Origin of the sequence: Psychroserpens sp. Hel_I_66 (assembly GCF_000799465.1) — a bacterium.
GTDB lineage: Bacteria > Bacteroidota > Bacteroidia > Flavobacteriales > Flavobacteriaceae > Psychroserpens.
Genome location: NZ_JUGU01000001.1, coordinates 3,739,050 through 3,760,104, shown reverse-complemented (window position 1 = coordinate 3,760,104; position 21,055 = coordinate 3,739,050). Strand labels below are relative to the sequence as shown.

The window sequence follows — 21,055 nt, the reverse complement described above, 5'->3', positions numbered from 1 at the left end:
TTACCATTTTCAGCTCTATTAATTGCGTATAACATTCTTGTATTTTTTTAGTCTGTCAAAAACAGATGATTGAGCTATATTTGTGATTCCTTTCTTAATCTTATTTGACATTACTTATTATTTCCAGTCTTGATCAATTAAGAATACTGCCTCGTTAGATGGAGGTATTTTACCAATTTTATAAAAATCATTCTCAACAACTTGAAATGACAAACTACTTTCTAACCTTTGATGTCTCTGATTATCTTTATGTAAAGACAAGTTAATAGTGTAGAATCCTGGTGATAAATTTAAATTTGGTATTGTACACACTAAATTTTTTACCCCTGAAAATCTAATTGTTTGAGTATGCTTATCGTAAATATTTGACAGGTGTAATATTTTCTCTCCTGTCATTTTATAAATACCTAAATGCAAATTCACTAGATTCTCTGTATCACTTTCTATTTCGGTATCAATAGATAATTTCTCACCTACTAGAATTTGTCCATTTTTTGGAAATATACGCGCTTGCTTGATTCTTAAATCAGATGTGGTTGTAGCAGTGGAGGTATATTTAGTTTGTAAACCATCCATTTTATTATTTTCCAAATAAAACTCAACACTTTCATTTGTACTACCTGAAAAAACACACTTTCCGTTTTCCATAACGATAGCATTAGTACATAAGCTTCTAATGGATGCCATGTTGTGACTTACAAATATAACTGTTCTGCCTTGTCCTTGGCTCACTTCTTGCATCTTACCAATCGCTTTTTTCTGAAACTCTGCATCACCTACAGCCAAAACCTCATCAACCACTAAGATATCTGGTTCTAAATGTGCTGCAACTGCAAAGGCTAAACGCACGTACATACCTGAAGAATATCGCTTTACAGGTGTTTCAATATAATTTTCACAACCCGCAAAATCAACAATCTCTTCAAATTTAGATGCAATTTCTTTTTTTGTCATTCCTAAAATGGCTCCATTGAGGTATATATTTTCTCTACCTGTTAGTTCTGGATGAAAACCTGTACCCACTTCCAATAACGAAGCAATACGACCATGACAGGTAATTTTACCAGTAGTTGGTGCTGTCACACGACTTAATAACTTAAGAAGTGTAGATTTACCTGCACCATTTTTACCAATGATCCCTAAAATCTCACCTTGCTTCACTTCAAAATTTAAGTCTTTTAAAGCCCAAACATACTCTGAGTTACCCTTTTTGGATCGGTCATTAGCTTCACCAACCTTAAGATAAGGATCTTCTTTACCTCTTACTGTATGCCACCAGCGATTAATATCATGAGAAAGCGTCCCAGTACCAATTGTACCTAAACGGTACTGTTTACTCAAATTCTCTATTTTTATTATAGGCTTTTCCATAATTATAATTAAACGGTATCCATAAATGTTTTTTCTACTTTATTGAACATTAAAACGCCAAAAGTGAGTAGTAATATCATAAAACCAAAGCTATATCCTAAGGACAACCAACTAAATTCACCTGAACCTGTAAATGAATATCTAAACGTTTCTATAATAGAGCTCATAGGGTTTGCCAATACTGCATATCTTATATATTGATCTTTTATCTCACTCAAGGGATAAATGATTGGTGTTGCATACATCCCTAGTTGAATAGCAAAGCTAATTAGAAATCTAAAATCCCTATATTTTGTAGTGAGCGCTGTGATTAACAACCCTAAACCTAATGCTAATCCTGCAGTAATCACAATTAAAACAGGCAATAGAAACAAAGCAGAGTTTGGGTACAAGTTTGCATCTGTAAACAAATAATAATAAAAGAATACAACGAGAAATAACACAAATTGAACACCAAACGTCAAGAGTTTTGAAACCACTATTGATAAAGGTGTAATCACTCTTGGGAAATAGACTTTACCAAAAATACCGGCATTTGCCACAAAAGTTTCTGAAGTGGACCTTAAAGCCTCAGCAAAATAATTCCAGCATACAATACCTGCCAAGTAAAAGACTGCTTGTGGCAATCCGTCGGTACTCATTTTAGCAATACCACCAAAAACAACCATAAACATAATGGTTGTTAATATTGGCTGAATGAAAAACCACAGTGGACCAAAAATAGTTTGCTTGTAAACCGCAACAAAATCACGTCTCACAAACAACACAAGCAAATCACGATAACGCCATACCTCTTTTAGATTAAGATCTAATAGCTTTGTTTTAGGCTCAATTACGAGTTTATATTGATTTGAATCACTCATTTAATTATTATTGTAAATACTTTTTTTCATAACACTTTTAAAAATTTTCAAAATACTGATATTTATATTCAATTATACTTTATTTTTAATGACATTCATTTCTTAAAGATTGGCAAAAATAAACATAAAATTTACTTATTTCATTTAAACACATTTATCTTAAGGCTTTAATTCTTATATTCTTTTTTGACACACGCTTCATAAAAAAAACAAGCTTTCTAAAATTAAAGAAATAAAAAAATTATAGTTTGATTTTAAAACTCTATTTCATTTCTGCCTTAAATTGTTTAAATATTGTAATAAGACTTAAACCACCTTACAAAATCTTCTATACCTTTTGAAATTGGTTTATTTGGCTCATACTTATAATCCTTTTTGAGCTCAGTCACATCTGCAAAGGTTTGATTGACATCACCTGCTTGCATTGGCCTCATATTTTTAATCGCCTTTTTACCCAAAGCCTTTTCAATTTCTTCAATATAGCTCAGTAATTTGATTGGCTGACTATTACCAATATTATATAATTTATAAGGTGTATTTGTATTGGAATCTGCAACCAGGGTTGAAACAATGCCAGAAACAATATCATCTATATAAGTAAAATCCCTAGATAAATCTCCGTTATTGAAAACTTGTATTGGTTTATCATTTATTATAGCATCTGTAAATAAAAACATGGCCATATCTGGTCTTCCCCAAGGTCCGTAAACTGTAAAAAAGCGTAAACCGATGGTTTCAAAACCATATAAATGACTATAGCAATGCGCCATTAATTCATTCGATTTTTTTGTTGCAGCATAGAGACTAATTGGGTGATCTACATTTTGAGATTCTTTAAAAGGTACATCTTCACTATTACCATAAACGCTAGAGCTACTTGCAAAAACTAACTTTCTAACCTTATAATTTCTACAACATTCCAAAACATTTAAAAACCCAACTACATTGCTATCTACATATACATTAGGATTCTCAATGGAATATCGAACACCTGCTTGAGCTGCCAAATTACAAACAATGTCTATGGTATGTTTTTCAAATAACTCAGGAAGCGCGTTTCGGTCTTCAAGATTCATTTTTACAAATCGCATCTTTGATGGATATGTTTTACTTTCACATATCAATAGCTCTTTTTCGGCATCAGATCTGTCAATACCCAACAAATTCAACCTTGCAAATTTTAAATTGACATCATAGTAATCGTTAATGTTATCAAGACCAATAACATTATATCCCAAGTTCAATAACAGCTTTGTCAAATGAAAACCTATAAACCCAGCTGCTCCTGTAACTAAAATTGTTTGTTTCATTTTACACTAAACTGTTAATTAATGAGATTTAAAATACAATACTATTTGAAAATTCAGATGATATCAAAAATTAATTTGAACGCTATAATCCAAATAATATAACCTATTTAAGCGTATGAATTACATTATTTTTAAACAAGGGGCAAAAATACAACAATCATTGGCATAGCCAAAAAGTGATTACCAAAAAAATAGTTGAGCTTAATTTTCTTGACCATTGATTGATAGCGAGATACAAGATATAATCCATTTCGTTACCTTTAAAATATAGGTCGCTATCGATTAATTGTTGACTCTATAACTAATACGTAAGATTTTAAATTTCAGAAGACATTTAATTAACACTTGATAAATATAGAGCTTCAAGAGTAGGCTATTAGTGTTTTATAGCTTTAATTCACTAGCATATTATAATGGAATTGGTGATAAAATACGCAACTATAATTTAGAGCATCTGGCAAAACCAGACTTAAACAATAGCTCACTGATATGATTACTATGAATATTGCTTATCGTAGTATTTAAGATAATCACCACTAGTCACATTTTTCAACCAATCTTCGTTATTTAAATACCAATCTATTGTTTTACTTAAGCCCTCTTCAAAAGTAACTGAAGGCTCCCAACCTAATTGTGTATTAATTTTAGAAGCGTCAATGGCATATCGCAAATCATGACCTGGTCTATCTTTCACATAGGTAATAAGCTTTTCGCTAGTTCCACTGTCTCTGTTTAATTTAGCATCCATTTGTTGGCAGAGCAGCTTTACTAAATCAATGTTTTTCCATTCATTAAAACCTCCAATATTATATGTTTCTTTGAGAACACCTTTGTGAAAGATTAAATCTATGGCAATAGCGTGATCAACAACATACAACCAATCCCTTGTGTAATTGCCATCTCCATAAACCGGTAAACTCTTATTATTTATAATATTATTAATAAATAAAGGGATCAGTTTCTCCGGAAATTGATAAGACCCGTAATTGTTGGAACAGTTAGAAATCACATACGGAAGATCGTAGGTTTCACCATAAGCTCTTACAAAATGATCTGAACTGGCTTTGGATGCAGAATAAGGTGAGTTTGGATCATAAGATGTGGTCTCTGTAAATAAACCTTTTTCACCTAAAGAACCGTAAACTTCATCTGTACTTACATGATAGAACAATTTATTATCCCATTGACCAGACCATAATTTCTTAAAAGCATTGAGTAAAATCATGGTACCCAATATGTTGGTCTTTGCAAATGCCAAAGGATCTTTTATAGATCTATCTACATGGGATTCGGCAGCCAAATGAATAACACTATCTGGTTTTTCAGTTTGAAACAAATTTTCTATAAAAGCTTCATCTGTAATATCACCTTTTATAAATGTATAGTTTTCTTTTTCTTCAATATCTCTAAGATTTGCAAGATTCCCTGCATAAGTTAAGCTATCCAAATTTAGAATTTGATAGTCTGGATATTTGTTGACCAGCAAACGCACTACATGCGAACCTATAAAACCTGCGCCTCCAGTAATAATAATCTTTCTTTTCATTGTTTACAATTTCCTAAATAACCTTTCTATATTTTCTGAATTTTTTATGAATAGATGAAAAAGGATTCAATAAAAATTATCCAAAAAAAACCTATCTGCAAAAATACAATAATCGTAAAACTAAAAAAGTTTATTGTTCACCGTCTTGAAATTATTGCTAAAATGTGCTCATTAGCATTACCATCCCACAACTCTGAAACCTCTCCTTGGTTATAAGTTAATTAAAATATAAGATCAAAAATTTTAAGGATGTCATCTTGAATACCTTGTATATAAGCAATTTTTGAAAGTTGACTTTAAATTCTTTTACCTATCAAAAAATTATTAGGTATAAAAAACTTTTTCAAATATTTATCGTATGTAACAAAAAGCAGTCAATAATTGTTTATCAAACATTCCTTTATTACTTTTGACGATTGGTTATACCTGCACTAAATCTTAATAATCAGATATTTGATTATTTAGGCCTATGAAATTAATTTATCTTATATCATTATGAAAAAAATTTACTTAGTAATTTTTACTATTCTTGTTTGTGGCTTTTTAAATGCACAAACAATTGTTACCATTGACAGAGCAAATGGTCCAGGACCTACTGCCACGGGTAACGACCCTTCTATATCATCGATAGGTTTCTCTAGAGGACCTGGTGTTATTCAACGTAACGGAGTTTCATTTAGTACCAGAAACTGGGATGGTACAGACCAAGCTTCAGCAGAATTAATAGGTGACTACATTGAGTGGTCTGTGACTTCTAATGCTAGTTATGACATTCAAATTACAGAAATTGATATTCGTTTAAGAAGAAATGCAAATGGTCCTAGCCAAATTCAATTATTATATAGTTTAGATGGTTTTACAACTGCGGGAATACCATTAGATGAAGTATCAACACTTGCTGCAAATACAAACACAACTATTAATATTGACGGATTGAATATTAACTCTGTAGCTTCAGGAACTATTACATTTAGATTGTACGCTTGGAACTCCACCACAAATGCTGGATGGCTTCGTATACAGCCTAGAGCTGTATGGGCAGATTATGGTATCGCAGAGCCTGGAGCGAGACTTATTGGGAACATAATTCCTTTATCTGCAAATAGCACAGATTCAAATATCGTGTCTACAGCTTTTGATCCTACAGATAATATTTCCTATTCAAATTTCTCAGCAACCTCTGGCCTCACTACTAGCAATGCTATAAAAGTTGCCGAGTTTAGTATTCAAGATGGTGGAAATACACTATCAGACGCTGATGCTCTTTCTACGATTTTAACCAATTTAGATCTTAATATCTCAAATAGTTCATCTTTGGCTGCTTTAGCCATTTTTGATGGGTCAACTAACATTTCCGAAGTAACAACTGTTACAGAGAACACTTCTTTTTCTGGTATCACCGGACTTGCAGCAGCAGATAATAGTTCAAAAACTTTTAGTCTTTATGCTACATTTAATTCCGCAGTAATTGATAATGATCAATTTCAAATCACTATTACATCTGCAGTTGCCGATGGAGCTAGCGGATCTATATTTAATGCGGTTGATGCTGGAGGAGCGCAAACCTCAATTGCTGGAAATGACAATAGAATTGAAGTTACAGCTACAACGTTAGCCTTCGAAACGCAACCAACAGATACTAATCTTTTTGAGACGATGACCCCTTTCCCAACGTTAATTGCTGTTGATGTAAATGGAAATTTGGATACCGATTATAACGGTACAATTAATGTTATTGCTTCTGGACCATTAGATCCTCCAAATCAAACTTATAGTGCTGTAAATGGTGTTGCCATATTAAATGCAATAGTTTTTGGCCAGGAAGCTACTGGAGTAAGTTTATTTGCCTTTTCAGGTAGTTTCTTTTCTGGACCAAGTAATGCTTTTGATATTAATGGACCTTTAATTACGGTAGCTCTGCAAGATTTTGATGGATCCACTCCAGAGTGGACCTATACAACAAATATACCTACATTTGATAATGGATGGGGAATTGATGGATATTACGACGTAATTGACATCGCAAACGCTTCTCCATTGGATTACAGCTCATTCTCAAACAATATTTTTGGAGAAAATGATTTAAATGACGAAGGTGATAATGGCACAACAGGATTTGCAACATTAACATTTTCAACTATTGATGTTAGTACTTATGAAAACATAATTTTGAGCTTTGATTGGCAAGTTATTGGATTTAATACTAATAGTGATGATGTACGTTACAGAATTATTTATGACGGTGTTGCACAACCTAATGTATTTTTATTGGACGGAAATTTTCCTGCAACAGATGGTCAAGGTACTGTTCGTTTTGAAATTCCAGATGGTGTAAATACGGTTGGTTTAGAAATTGATGTTAGAAATAATGGCTTAAATGAGTACTCTGGTTTTGATAATTTTAAATTGGTAAGTGTTTTTGACGGTTTACTATATGCGAATAATGGCTGGTCCCCTAACCAACCGTCTAATTCAACGGGATCTGAAAATGTTTACATTTATGATGGCACCTATATTATTGGTTCAAACATCCAGGCAAATAATTTTTATGTCAACTCAATTGGTGCAACATCTATTTCCTCCGGACAATCGTTAGTAGCCAATTCTAGTATTATAAATAATGGTTTAATTGAGATGAATTCAGTGTCTACTAGTTATTCGTCTTTAATTTCAGATAATGTGCAAGGTAAAGTGACGTACAATCGTCATGTCAACCAATTTGCAGACTCAGGATCATCTACCGGTGCCAATGATTTAATTTCTGCGCCTGTTACAGATTCTAATCAAACGTTTTTAGCATTTAGAAACGCTAATCCAGATATACCATCGGGAACTATTGAAGGCGTACCATCTTTTCTTTTTGGTCCGTTTGACAATAGTACAAATGAGTATATTAATTATACACCTGCAAATGATGCCTCAGTTCTTAATTTTGGTATTGGGTATAGAACAGCTTCAGACACACCAACGGGATCAACATTTGAGTTTACAGGTGATGTTTTAACCTCAACAATCACAACTCCTATTACGGTTGGTAGTGCTAGTATTTTTAATTTAGTAGGAAATCCTTTTTCTTCATATATAAGACTTTCAGATTTCTTGGCAGATAATAATAGTGAATTTAGTATTTTCAATTCAGGAGTTTATGGATATGATGGTGCAGCTTTAGATGGGTTTACGATTTGGAATCAAGCCTATTCAGATGCCAACCCAACTGCAAAGATTGCTCCAGGACAAGGTTTCCTTTTAGCTTCCAAAGCTGGAGGCGGTACAATTACTTTTGACGCAAATTCTAGAACTACAGGTACAACAGACGATTTTATTGTTGGGCGTAATGCACTAGACAATCTTGCTCACCTTAAATTGCAACTTTCTCGAGAGAATGCACTTTACAAAACAGATGTTTATTTTAATGACAATGCCACTTTAGGTATGGATCCAGGATACGATTCTGGTTTAGTTGGAGGTCAAGCACCTGCATTTGCCATTTATTCTCATTTAGTAGAAAACAACTCTGGTATGGATCTAGGAGTGCAATCTGTACAATATGATGCTGTTAATAATGTTATTATTCCTTTAGGTGTTAATGCCAATCAAGGAGAGCAATTAACAATTAGCATTTTAGAGAATGATGTACCAGATAACGTAGATGTGTATTTAGAAGATACCGTTGACAATACGTTTACATTGTTAAACACATCAGATTTTGTAATTACACCAAGTACTAATCTATCAGGAACAGGACGATTCTTTTTAAGATTTTCTTCGGAAGCGTTATCAACTCAAGAAGCAACTTTCGAAACAGTTCAAATATACACAACAAAGTCTCCTAAATCTTTATTTATAAAAGGTTTACTTGATCAAAATACCACGTTGGAAATTTATGACATTCAAGGTCGAATGATCTTAAAATCTAAATTAGATACCAGAAGCAATTCTAATGAAGTTGATATTTCAGAATTTACAACTGGAGTTTATATTGTGAAACTTAATAATGGTTCACAACAAAAATCTCAAAAAGTGATTATCAACTAAATTACGTTTTAAAATAAATTTGAAAACGCACTATTTCTATAGTGCGTTTTTTTGTTTATATAATGAACATAAGTAAGTCTAATGACAATTTTATTTATTCTAATGAGCTAGAATTTGATTTAAGATTATTGGTTTTAAGCTCTACATTATAAAACCAAATACACGAATATTTCGTTAGTATTATAAGAGCATCTAATTTTTAAAGTGTTGGATTTCATTACTTTTCGACGAAACACCTTAATATTAGTTGTAATAAAATCTCAATATTTCTATGTAATAAATAAATTTTTAGCTTTGCAACCTTATTTTATTTTTTTTTAAAAGCATTAAATAAAAAAAGTGATTTTGATAACCTAAACCTACTACCATATGAAAAAACTATACTTTACAGTGTTATTAACACTTATAACCATTGGCTCAGTACTAAGCCAAACAACATTATACTCTGAAACTTTTACGGGACAAAATGGAAAAGGTGTCATAGGAGGTTTTTTTGGTAGCACAACAGATCTTTCAGGAGTGGACTGGACAGTTGATGTATCTGCTGCCAATTTTAGTGATAGTTTCTTTGGAGGCAACGCAGATTATTTTTTAGTCCTAAACGAAATATTTCAATCTAAAGATACCGATGGTAATGCCTTTTGGATTTCACCATCAATTCCAATATCTGGATATACAAATGTCACTTTTTCACTTGATGCTATTGCTGAAGGCAATGAAACTGGTGATACCTTTGTTACTCAATATAGAGTAAACGGTGGCACATGGACGACTGCTTCAACCAATGGCAATCTAAATGGTAATTTTAATTTGACAGTTAGTCAAGTTGGACTTACGGGAAATAATTTGCAAATTAGAGTAAGAATTAATAGTAGTGCAGATAATGATCTTCATGCTTTTGACAACGTACTGGTAGTGGGCACATTTCCCTGTACGACTACACCTGCTGAAGTTCAAGATTTAACTGCTACTCCAAATTCTCAAGAAGTAGAATTAAACTGGACAAACAGTACTTGTTTTGATGAAGTATTAGTTGTCGCAAAAGAAGGATCTGCGGTTACAGCAATACCTACAGGTGACGGTTCTTCATACAGTGCTAATGCTACTTTTGGTTTTGGTACAACAATAGCAGCAAACGAGTTTGTGGTATATAAAGGAATTGGAAACACTGAAACAGTTACCAATTTACTAAATGGCACACCTTATCATTTTAAAGTATTTACCAGAAAGGGTCCTAACTGGAGCAATGGTGTTTCTATTAGTACAATACCTTTAATAAATGGTTATTGTGATTCTAACAGTGGAGATTCTACTTTTGAGCATATTTCTAGAGTACGTCTTAATACAATTGATAACGCTCCTAGCGATACAGGAGCAAGTTTCTATTCAGATTTTACAATAATTTCGACAGATTTAACAAAACAAACTGAATACACCATAACGATAGATATAGTAAAACAATTTGGAGGTGATCTCGAGTTTTTCTCGGTTTGGATTGATTTTAACGGTGATGCAGATTTTTTAGATCCTGGAGAACAAGTGCTTTTAGAGAGTACAAATGCAACCCAAGTGACTGAAAATTTCACTGTTCCTACTAATTCCATTATAGGAGCTACTAGAATGAGGGTTTCTGTAAAATATAACGAGGCTCCAACGCCTTGTGAAACTGGCTTTGATACTGGCGAAGTTGAAGATTACACAGTTAACATCAATGGATCGGTAATTTACACTTACGATAATGGATGGGATAATGACCCCAATGGTGTTGCAACATCCTTAGATGCTATCAACGTTGTCAATGGAGAAGCGACAATTAACTTGAACACCAAAGGGAATACACTTACAGTTAATCCCTCAGGTTCACTAAGATTAAATAGTGGCACTACATTGCAATTGAGCGAGAGCCTTAATATGGAGTCTGTTTCTAACCAATATTCGAGCCTCATTTCCGAAGGGACCATTTTAGGAACTGTCAATTACCAAAGACATGTTAATACGTTTGCTACAAACGCAACGACCGGGAATAACGACTTAATTTCACCACCCTTAACTAATGCAACCCAAACTTTTGAAGTGTTTAGAAGTAGACCAGAAAACGCAAATATTCCGTCAGGAACTATTGGAGGTGTTCCTTCGTTTTTGTTTGGTCCATTTAACAACAACACCAATGCCTATGTAAATTTTAATGCTACATACGATGCTACTATACTTCAAGCAGGAATTGGTTACCGTACAGCATCAACTGTTGTTAATGGTTCTCCATTAGTGTTTACGGGAGACGTGCTCAGTAATGTGGTTCCCGTGCCTGTTTCCGTAGGTACATTGAGCCAATGGAACTTGATAGGAAATCCATATCCTTCTTATCTCGATAACGAAGCGTTCTTGAACGAGAACATCACTCTTTTTGATCCTTTTGCTGTTGGTATTTATGGTTATGACGGTACTGCACAAAACGGTTGGACCATCATTAATTTAGCTAATGTGGCTTTTGCTAACAATATGGCTCCAGGTCAAGGATTTCTATTTGCTGCTGGAGATTCTGGCACTGTAAACTTTACACCAGCCATGAGACTAAATTCAGGTACTGATGATTTTATAGAAGGAAGATCCAGCAGCAGCAACCATTATCTTAAACTAAAGGTCCAGAATGCGAGCTCAAGCTTTCATACCGATTTCTATTTTAACGACAGCTCTACGCGAAGTCTGGATGTTGGTTATGATGCCAAGTTATTTGATGTCTCTTTACCAAACCTCTATATGTATTCCCATCTTGTGGAAGACAATGACGGTCAAAAAATGGCAATCCAGTCTTTAGCGACTTCAGATTTAAATGATGTAATCATCCCATTAGGGATCAAAGCCAACCAAGGCGAACAAATTACAATCAGTATCCAGGACACAAATATTCCAGAAAGCGTTGATGTGTATTTAGAAGACACAGTGAATAACACATTCACTTTATTGAACACTTCAGATTTTGTAATTACGCCAAGCACCAATCTTTCGGGAACAGGACGTTTCTTTTTAAGATTTTCTTCGGAAGCTCTATCAACTCAAGAGGAAACTTTGGAAACAATTCAAATCTATACAACAAAATCCCCTAAATCTTTATTTATAAAAGGGTTACTGGACCAAAACACAACGTTGGAAATTTACGACATTCAAGGTCGAATAATCTTAAAATCTAAATTAGATAACAGAAGCAACTCAAATGAAGTTGATGTTTCAGGATTTACAACTGGAGTTTATATGGTAAAACTCAATAACGGTTCACAACAAAAATCACAAAAAGTGATTATTAACTAAGAAATTTAATAAGTATTGAAAACAAAAGCACACTTTCACGAGTGTGCTTTTTCTGTTTTATATGTAACGTTTTTGAATTATATAACGTTTAAATAATATTATAAAATACTCTAATTGTTATGTTTTCTTATATTTGCGATCCCTTATTCTATAAGGGCTTAATGGATTTTACGGTTTAACAGATTAATATAACATTTTATCGATATATGAAACATTTATACACATTACTACTATTTATTTTAATTGGAAATTTTGGATTTGGACAAGTGATTGATGACAACTTTGAAGATGGCAATTTAGATGGATGGGGACAAGGGTCCGCTTTTAATTGGATCGTTTCCGATGCTAATCCAATAACTGGAATTAGATCTATGAAGCATAATCTTAATAACACCGCGGGATCAAGTTATATTGGTTTCAATACTTCAGCTTTAGATATTACAACTCAAGATACCTCTTGGCAATTTAATTTGCAAAATGGTGATTGGGATCCGTCGGGCGGAAATAAATTTTGGGTGTATCTAACAGCTAATGAATTTAACATAAACTCGAATGCAGTAGATGGATATGCAGTAGGCGTAAATTTTTCGGGAACTAGTGATTTGATTACTCTCTGGAAAGTTACAAATGGGTCTGTTGACGAAGCAATTGTAACTTCTTCAATCAATTGGAATGCCAATGAAACTATTGGAATAAGAGTAGAAAGAACTGCAATGGGTAATTGGGAGCTATTTGTTGATACTAATGGTGGTTTTGATAATTTAGTATCTGAGGGTACTGGAGTAAATAATGATTACACTTTCAATAATTTTTTTGGTTTAAGTTTTACTTTTAGTAGTACTAGAGCTGGTCTGTTATGGATGGATGATGTTTTGGTCCAAAATGAAGCACCAGCTTCAACCGAAACTCCAGATTTCTGCAACCTACAGTTTCCAGGTTCAGCAACCATAACACAAGGCTCAACATTTACAGCATTTGCTCGAGTATTTGAGCCTGGAGTAACACCAGGAGATGGAGCAGGCGCTACTATTACTGCAGAGTTTGGAATTAGTGCTGTTGATGCTAATAATGTTTCAGATTTTTCATCTTCAGATTGGACATGGACAACCGCTCCTTACTTTGGGGAAGCTGGTAATGACGACGAATATTCTGATGCTTTAGGAGCTACATTGACACCTGGTAATTACTTTTACGTAAGTCGTTTTAGTGTAGATGGTGGTCCTTTTGTTTATGGCGGTATAGATGCAACCGATGGTGATGGAGGTAATTTTTGGGATGGATCCAGCTTTGTCTCTGGAGAATTAACTGTAGAGGTACAAATACCTACAACTGTTGCAACTTTTAATATTAATGGTTGTGGAGATTCAGATACTTATAACGCAGCTTATGATGCAAATACACAAGCTGTAATTTGGATAGAACTTATTTATGATGGCAACTGTTCAGAAATAACATTAGATACAGAATTAACGACTGGAATAGATACTGAAATTGGCCTTTACTCTGCTTTTGGAAACTTAATAAGTAACGATGATGACGGTGGTACAGATACCTTAAGTCTATTGACTGAACAAAACTTACCTGCAGGCACATATTATATTGCAGCAGGTGGGTTTGATACTGCTTTTGGAAATACAGAATTTAATGTAACCTCAACAAACACAACTAATACGGGAACATTATATATCAATGCAAGTACACCAAATATAGTAGATTTTTGTAATCTACAATCTCCAGGTAGTGGTACGATTACACAAGGCAATCCTTTTGATGTTTTTGCTCAAGTTTTTGAAAATGGTGTGACAAATCCTGCTGGACAAGGTGCAAATATTCAAGCATGGATTGGAGTAAGCGAAACAAATGCAGAAACTATTACAGATTTTGAGTCTTTAGACTGGACATGGATTCCTGCATCTTATAATACCGACATTGGTAATAACGATGAATACCAAGCAGAAATTGGATCTGAAAGAGAAATTGGCAATTATTTTTATGTAAGTCGCTTTTCTATAGATAATGGTCCATTTTCTTATGGAGGAATTGATGTCACAGATGGTGATGGAGGTAATTTTTGGGATGGTAACGACTTTGTTTCTGGACAATTAACCGTTAACCCAAAACCAGAACCAACTAATCACGTATTAAATTTCTCAGCAGTTGCCGATTCTAATACTGCAGTGACATTAACATGGAATGATAATGATGGAACGCAAGCTGCAGATGGTTTCTTAATTGTTGGTAAAACTGCTACAGGAGCTTATTTTACACCTGTTGACGGAACAGAACCTGCTGATGATACAGATTTTTCTGATAATGATTTTGAAGTTAATGTTAGCTCTGGAATAGAAACTTATACAGTTACCGGATTAATATCGAGTACACAATACGATTTTCAAATATATCCATATACAAATACTGGTACAGATGTCGATTTTAAAACCGATGGAACGATACCAGAAGTTAGCGCAACGACTTTAGATGGACCTGTCGTGATTGCCATACAAGATTTTGAAACGACTCCTCAAACACCCGTATTCAACTTTAATAATACAAATGGTACTTTCTCAACAGGAACTGGTCCTGTGCCAAATGATAATAATTTTGTCTCAGGTATTAGAGGATGGGAAGCAAATAATCAAACTTCAACACTTACTTTTGAATCCATAAATGTATCGAACTATGAAAATATACGTCTAGACTTTAGATTGGCATCATTCTCCGGAACATCAGGTAATGGTAGTGATGGTCCAGACAATGTACTTGTTGAAGTAAGTACAGATAATGGAGCTACTTATTCAAACGAAATAGAAATTAACGGTAATAATAATGCAAGATGGTCTTTTGATACAGGAACCGGATTGGCGACAACAATCTATGATGGAGATAATAATCAAACCAATTTCGCACCATCTTCTGGAGGAAACATAACTACAGAAGGCTTATCCTTTATATCTATTACTGATTTACCAAATTCTAGTGAATTAGTCATTCGTGTTTCAATGGCTAATAATAGTTCTAACGAATATTGGATCATCGATGACGTTATACTTACAGGAACATTATTACCTGTAACAGATACAGATTCTCAAGCTTACGATTCTGGCTCACAACCAGAAGCTGCGTTTATCAGCTCTCTAGTTGATACAGAATTTGAAGCGGTCGAAGTTTTTGATATTGATCTGGAAGATTTAGGAACTAGTGATGGTCTGGACACTCAAGTTACTAAAATTAGATTATTCCCTCATACAACAAATACAGCAGATTGGACAGACAACATTCAAGGATTGACAGTTGCTGATAATAGTGATGAAATTACAATTACAAGTTTAAATATTACGGATGCGTTTATTGATGTTAATTTTGGAATAGGTGACTTGACTATTGCTGATGGTACCAACAAACCAATTACATTTTCTGTTTATTTAAATACTTCAAATATCGCAGATGGCGAAATATTGTCATTTGCAGTAGATGCAGACAACAATGGTTTTGAAACTGATAGTAGTGGAAGTGCTTTTTCTTCGGATTTTCTTTTAGGAGATTTTAACTCGAATGATTTCACTATTGATGTGGAAACTTCAGAAATAATATTTGCACAACAACCAACAAATACACTATTTAATGTTGCCATGTCACCTCCTGTGACAGTCATCGGTACAGATGAAAATGGGAATGTTGATTTAGATTACGACTTAGACGTAAGCATTACTTCGACAGGTACTTTAGATACAAGTCCTATAACTGTTACTGCAGTTTCTGGCGTTGCTACTTTTAATAACATTGTTCATACTGCTGCTGGTACTGGATTAACACTAACAGCTTCAGATGGCTTATTTACAGATATAATAAGTGATCCTTTTGATATTTCAGCAATTGAAACCATAGTTTTTCAGAGCTTTGGTGTAGATGGTGGTGATTGGAATTATACCACAGAGCCTGAAACATATAATATAAATGATGATACTTGGGATGTTGTTGACGCTTCATTTATAACGTTTTCAAACATGCCTTCTGAAGGTGTTGAATTCTTCGGAATAAGGGATTTAACAAACGATAATGGAGGAGTAGCAACTGTAAGTACTGATAATGATATCATTTTTGAGACCATTGAAGTTGATAATTATGAAAATATCGAAATTTCATTTGATTATCAAGTTGAGGGTTTTGATAATGCAGATAACATAAGCTATGAATTATTTGAGGATGGCATATCCTTAGGGAGAGAAATTTTTGTTGACGGTGAGTTAGCTGGAACTATAGATGGCTCTATAACTATATCTATAACAGATGGTGTGGATGAAATTGGATTAATCATTCATGCTAGACAAAATGGCGGAGACGATTATGCAGGTCTTGATAACTTTAAAATCACAGGTTCAATAAGAGCAATTACAAATTATGTTTTTGATGAATCTAACGGTGGTTGGTCTCCTGCAAACCCTAGTGGTATTTCTAACAGTAACGATAATATTACTATTTTAAATGGAGATGCCAGCGATGACATCGAGAATATTGGAGCAGATACTAGAATTAATAACGTAAGTATAAGCACCGGTTCAAAATTAGTAATTGATAAAAGCGCTTCTTTAATAATGGCGGGCACATTAGATAACGCTGGTGAATTAACAGTTCTATCAGACTCTAACGAGTTTGGAAGTTTAATTGCCAACACTGTTAATAATACTGGAAACCTAATATACTTAAGATACACTAATGGATATACAGGAGATGGTGGTAATGATTTAATTTCAGCGCCATTTACAGGTGACACGTTCGGTAATTTTGCGAATTACCAATTAAATATTGATAATCTTTACTCAAATCCTAGTAATACAGATGTAAAATTATTTGGACCTTTTGACAAAGCAACTGGATCATATTTAACGTTTGACATCACTGTCGATGCTGGAGAAGTAATAAGAGAAGCAGTTGGTTATAGAGCAGCAACTGAAAATACGAATCTTCTTGAATTTAGAGGAGAGATGAATACCGGAGTAGTACCTACGGAAATTGTTAGAACCGAAACCAATTTCCCTGAATGGAATTTAATCGGAAACCCTTACCCTTCCTATATTACTTTATCAGACTTTTTAGCAGAAAATAGCTCTAAATTTGATTCCAATTCATCTGGTGTATATGGTTACACTAACACATCAACTACTTTTACCATTTGGAATCAAGCTTACTCAGATGCTAACCCAGATGCGCTTATTGCTCCAGGACAGGGATTTTTAGTTGCAGCAGGTTCGGCAAGCGAAATTGTAAATTTCACTCCAGTAATGAGATCCCGAGGTAATACAGATGACTTTATTGCAGGTCGTTCATCAAACAGTATAAATACAACAAATGCTTCTGGCAATAATTTAGGATACTTAAAATTACAAGCTACAACTAGTTCTAATTCATATTCGACAAGTTTCTATTTTAACACTAACGCATCCCAAGGTTTGGATAACGGTTATGACAGTAGCGAATTTGGAGATGTAGCACCTAGTAACTTTGCTATATATTCACATTTAGTTCAAGATAACGAAGGTAAGGATTTTGCTATCCAATCACTTGGCTCAACAGATTTAACAAATGTTATAGTGCCAATAGGCATTAATGCAGAAGAAGGTCAACAAATTACTGTAAGCATTCTTGAAAATTCTTTACCAAGTAATACAAAGGTTTTTCTTGATGATACGGTTGAAAACATATCTACACTGCTAAATACAACAGATTATAACTTTACTGCTAATACAACTTTAGAAGGCACCGGTCGTTTCTTCTTACGTTATACTGAAGATGCACTTTCAACTCCAGAAAACAACTTAAACACTTTAGAAGTATATACTACTGCAAACCCTAAAGCTATTTTTGTAAAAGGAGAAATAACAAAAGGCTCAATGATTAATCTTTATGACATACAAGGGCGTGCTATTTTTTCTTCGGAATTGGACTCGACCAAAATATCTAATCAAATTGATGTGTCAAGTATAGCTTCTGGGATTTACATTGTAGAAATAAATTCTAACAATGCCTCTCATTCAGAAAAAGTTATTCTAAAATAAACTATTAATTCTTAATATAAATAAAAGCACATTTTTATAGATGTGCTTTTTTTATTGTCTTCTATTAATGTTATTTATCAACACGAAAACGTTTTCGCTGTTATACCTATCAAAACTTAACATATCTTTACAATTAGATTTTTAGATTCTTTAAATTATTTCTGTCATGATAAAAAAATACACTCTTTTAGCTTTAATATTAAGTATCTTATTTGGCTTAATTTTTACAAGTTCTTCGGAAGCTCAGAGTACTCCTTATACAGTGAGCATGGATGGTGGCACAAATAACGCAGCTGCTTTTGGTGGAGAAGGCACTATAGCTACGTCAGTGACAACATTCTATACACATTGGGACGCAACTTATTTATATATTGGCTGGACTGAGGGTATGACAAATTATTCATCAGACTTATATTATGTTGCAATTGACACAAACCCAAATGTATCTGGAGGCACAAGCAGTACAATAGAAGGTGTAGGTTTTCAAACTGGAAATCGATTACCAGATTATTATATAGTTTTTGAAAATAATTCATCCTTTTACGGAATACCAACATCTAATGGAAATGCCATTGAAGTGTACAATGGTACATCTGGTTCTTGGAATTTTCAATCTAGAACGAATGGAAATGATAACGTAGATTCTAGAGTCAACTTTCAAAATTCTCCTAATGGAGAAGTGCGTATAAGGATAGCATGGTCCCAGTTAAACTTTACTCCTGGAAATGACAAACCTATTGGTTTGACTTATTGGAATAATAATAGTAGTGGTAATTTTATGTTCGCTAGATTTCCGAATGAAAATCCTGAAACTGGGCCAATAACTAAAACATTAACGCATCAAGTGATTTTTAATGCTACTGGTTCAGGTATAAATCCATCTGCTATTGCTTATTCAAATCCATTTTCAGAAAACACAAAATACATATCTAGTAATGATGGTAATTGGAATACTGAAAACAACTGGTTAAATAGAGGAATCCCAACTAATGGTGGTGACGTTACAATTAATAATAATTTAGATTTAAATATCAATGCATCTGTTAATAAAGTCACAGTAAATGCTGGATCTAGCTTAACAGTAAATTCTGGAAGTACTTTATCAACGTCGAATACGATTGATGGTTTAACTTTAGAATCTGTATCAAATAGCTATTCGAGTTTGATTTCTGATGGTATAATTGTTGGAACGGTAAACTATAACCGTCACGTTAATAATGCTGCTGGAACTGGTACATCAACAACTGGAAATGATCTAATAAGTCCGCCATTGGCAGGAATGACTTTTGGAGACTTAAGAAGTACAAATGGCAACATTCTATCGGGAACCATTATGGGAGAGGGACCATTTTATCTTTACGGACCTTTTGACAATAGTGAGAGTGAATACGTGCTTTTTGAAGAAACTGTTGATGACGGAATTATTTTAGATACTGGAGTTGGATACCGCACAGGTTCTACAGATGGAGGGACATTCACGTTTACAGGTACCGCAGAAACCGGTCCTATAATGGAAACTATTACTTTCCCAGGAGGTGGTAGCAAATTTAACTTAATAGGTAACCCTTACCCATCTTATATAAATGCCTCTGCCTTTTTAATGGAAAATTCTAGTGCTCTAGAAAATAGCGCTGTTGCTATTTACGGATATAGCGATGATACCGATACGAACTCCGCAGGAATTTATACTATCATAAATCTTTTTAGCTCTTATAATATTGCTCCTGGTCAAGGCTTCTTTGTAGCATCAAATTCTGCTTCTGAGACAGTCAGTTTTTTACCTAGCATGCGTAACACAAATGGTACAGATGACTTTATTTTAGGTCGTGATACAAATGCTGTAACGAATCTAAAATTAAATTTAACTACTGCAAACAATGAGTTCTTAACAGACATTTACTTTAGTGAATTTTCTACGCTGGGCTTAGACCCTGGTTATGATGCAAGTCTTTTTGGAGGAACTGCACCATCGTTTTCAATTTATTCACATTTAGTCGAAGAAAATAATAACGTCCCTTTTGGTATACAAGCTCTTGGTGAGACAGATTACAATGATGTAACCATACCTATTGGTGTTAATGCGAGCCAAGGTGTGCAATTGACGTTCAGCTTAAGCGATTCCAACATACCAAGCACTATAGATGTTTATTTAGACGATACTGTTGCTAATACATCTACTTTATTAACGAATTCTAATTACGTCTTAACACCTATTATGGCTCTATCTGGAGTTGGGAGATTCTATTTGAGATTCACAGATAATTCATTGAATACTCAAGAAAATAATTTTGAGGATTTAGATATTTATATGTCCTCTAAATCAAAAGAAATTGTAATCAATGGTCAGCTTTTAGAATCCACAAACTGTGATATTTATGATATTCAGGGTAGATTAATTTCTTCAAATAGTCTTAATATTAATAATTTACAAAACCGAATTGATGTATCTAACGTAAGTAATGGTATATATATAATTAATTTAAGGGGAAATCAGCAAAAAACATCTATAAAGGTGATTATTGAATAATATAAGACTAAAATTAAACCAATAACATTTACAAATAATAATTT

At 33.7% G+C, this 21,055-nt stretch carries 8 protein-coding genes; 4 read left to right on the top strand and 4 right to left on the bottom strand.

The genetic code is table 11. The features are described 5' to 3' along the window. Positions 1-117 precede the first annotated feature (117 nt). The 4 genes from GQ40_RS16585 to rfbB all read right to left on the bottom strand — a co-directional run bounded on the left by GQ40_RS16585 (position 118) and on the right by rfbB (position 5,090). On the bottom strand, positions 118-1,371 hold the full coding sequence (locus GQ40_RS16585) for an ABC transporter ATP-binding protein (protein WP_047550998.1): 1,254 nt from the start codon (positions 1,369-1,371) through the stop codon (positions 118-120). Positions 1,372-1,379: 8 nt separating this feature from the next. Continuing rightward, positions 1,380-2,234 carry an ABC transporter permease gene (locus GQ40_RS16580; protein ID WP_047550994.1) on the bottom strand — a complete coding sequence of 285 codons (855 nt, stop codon included), beginning with the start codon at positions 2,232-2,234 and terminating at the stop codon, positions 1,380-1,382. 287 nt (positions 2,235-2,521) lie between these two features. Continuing rightward, entirely contained in the window at positions 2,522-3,544 is a 1,023-nt protein-coding gene (locus tag GQ40_RS16575) for an NAD-dependent epimerase/dehydratase family protein (RefSeq protein ID WP_047550992.1), read from the bottom strand. 496 nt (positions 3,545-4,040) lie between these two features. Continuing rightward, positions 4,041-5,090, bottom strand: coding sequence for a dTDP-glucose 4,6-dehydratase (rfbB, locus tag GQ40_RS16570; RefSeq protein WP_047550990.1), 1,050 nt, complete (start codon positions 5,088-5,090; stop codon positions 4,041-4,043). Between the two features lie 495 nt (positions 5,091-5,585). Here rfbB and GQ40_RS16565 point away from each other — a divergent pair, with 495 nt between their 5' ends. From GQ40_RS16565 to GQ40_RS16550, 4 genes are all read left to right on the top strand, one after another. Further along, positions 5,586-9,125, top strand: coding sequence for a T9SS type A sorting domain-containing protein (locus tag GQ40_RS16565; RefSeq protein WP_047550987.1), 3,540 nt, complete (start codon positions 5,586-5,588; stop codon positions 9,123-9,125). Positions 9,126-9,494: 369 nt separating this feature from the next. Then, positions 9,495-12,431, top strand: a complete 2,937-nt coding sequence (locus GQ40_RS16560; protein WP_047550984.1) for a GEVED domain-containing protein — start codon at positions 9,495-9,497, stop codon at positions 12,429-12,431. A gap of 206 nt (positions 12,432-12,637) precedes the next feature. Next, the gene (locus tag GQ40_RS16555; RefSeq protein ID WP_047550982.1) at positions 12,638-18,484 is read left to right on the top strand and encodes a T9SS type A sorting domain-containing protein; all 5,847 of its coding nucleotides are present in this window, start codon (positions 12,638-12,640) and stop codon (positions 18,482-18,484) included. A 166-nt stretch (positions 18,485-18,650) separates the two neighbouring features. Further along, positions 18,651-21,011 carry a T9SS type A sorting domain-containing protein gene (locus GQ40_RS16550; protein ID WP_047550979.1) on the top strand — a complete coding sequence of 787 codons (2,361 nt, stop codon included), beginning with the start codon at positions 18,651-18,653 and terminating at the stop codon, positions 21,009-21,011. Positions 21,012-21,055: the final 44 nt, after the last annotated feature.

Bases quoted from the DNA above. Each gene is read 5' to 3' on its own strand.
- GQ40_RS16575 (WP_047550992.1), bottom strand. From the start codon at position 3,544: ATGAAACAAACAATTTTAGTTACAGGAGCAGCTGGGTTTATAGGTTTT.
- GQ40_RS16580 (WP_047550994.1), bottom strand. From the start codon at position 2,234: ATGAGTGATTCAAATCAATATAAACTCGTAATTGAGCCTAAAACAAAG.
- GQ40_RS16585 (WP_047550998.1), bottom strand. From the start codon at position 1,371: ATGGAAAAGCCTATAATAAAAATAGAGAATTTGAGTAAACAGTACCGT.
- GQ40_RS16555 (WP_047550982.1), top strand. From the start codon at position 12,638: ATGAAACATTTATACACATTACTACTATTTATTTTAATTGGAAATTTT.
- GQ40_RS16565 (WP_047550987.1), top strand. From the start codon at position 5,586: ATGAAAAAAATTTACTTAGTAATTTTTACTATTCTTGTTTGTGGCTTT.
- GQ40_RS16550 (WP_047550979.1), top strand. From the start codon at position 18,651: ATGATAAAAAAATACACTCTTTTAGCTTTAATATTAAGTATCTTATTT.
- rfbB (WP_047550990.1), bottom strand. From the start codon at position 5,090: ATGAAAAGAAAGATTATTATTACTGGAGGCGCAGGTTTTATAGGTTCG.
- GQ40_RS16560 (WP_047550984.1), top strand. From the start codon at position 9,495: ATGAAAAAACTATACTTTACAGTGTTATTAACACTTATAACCATTGGC.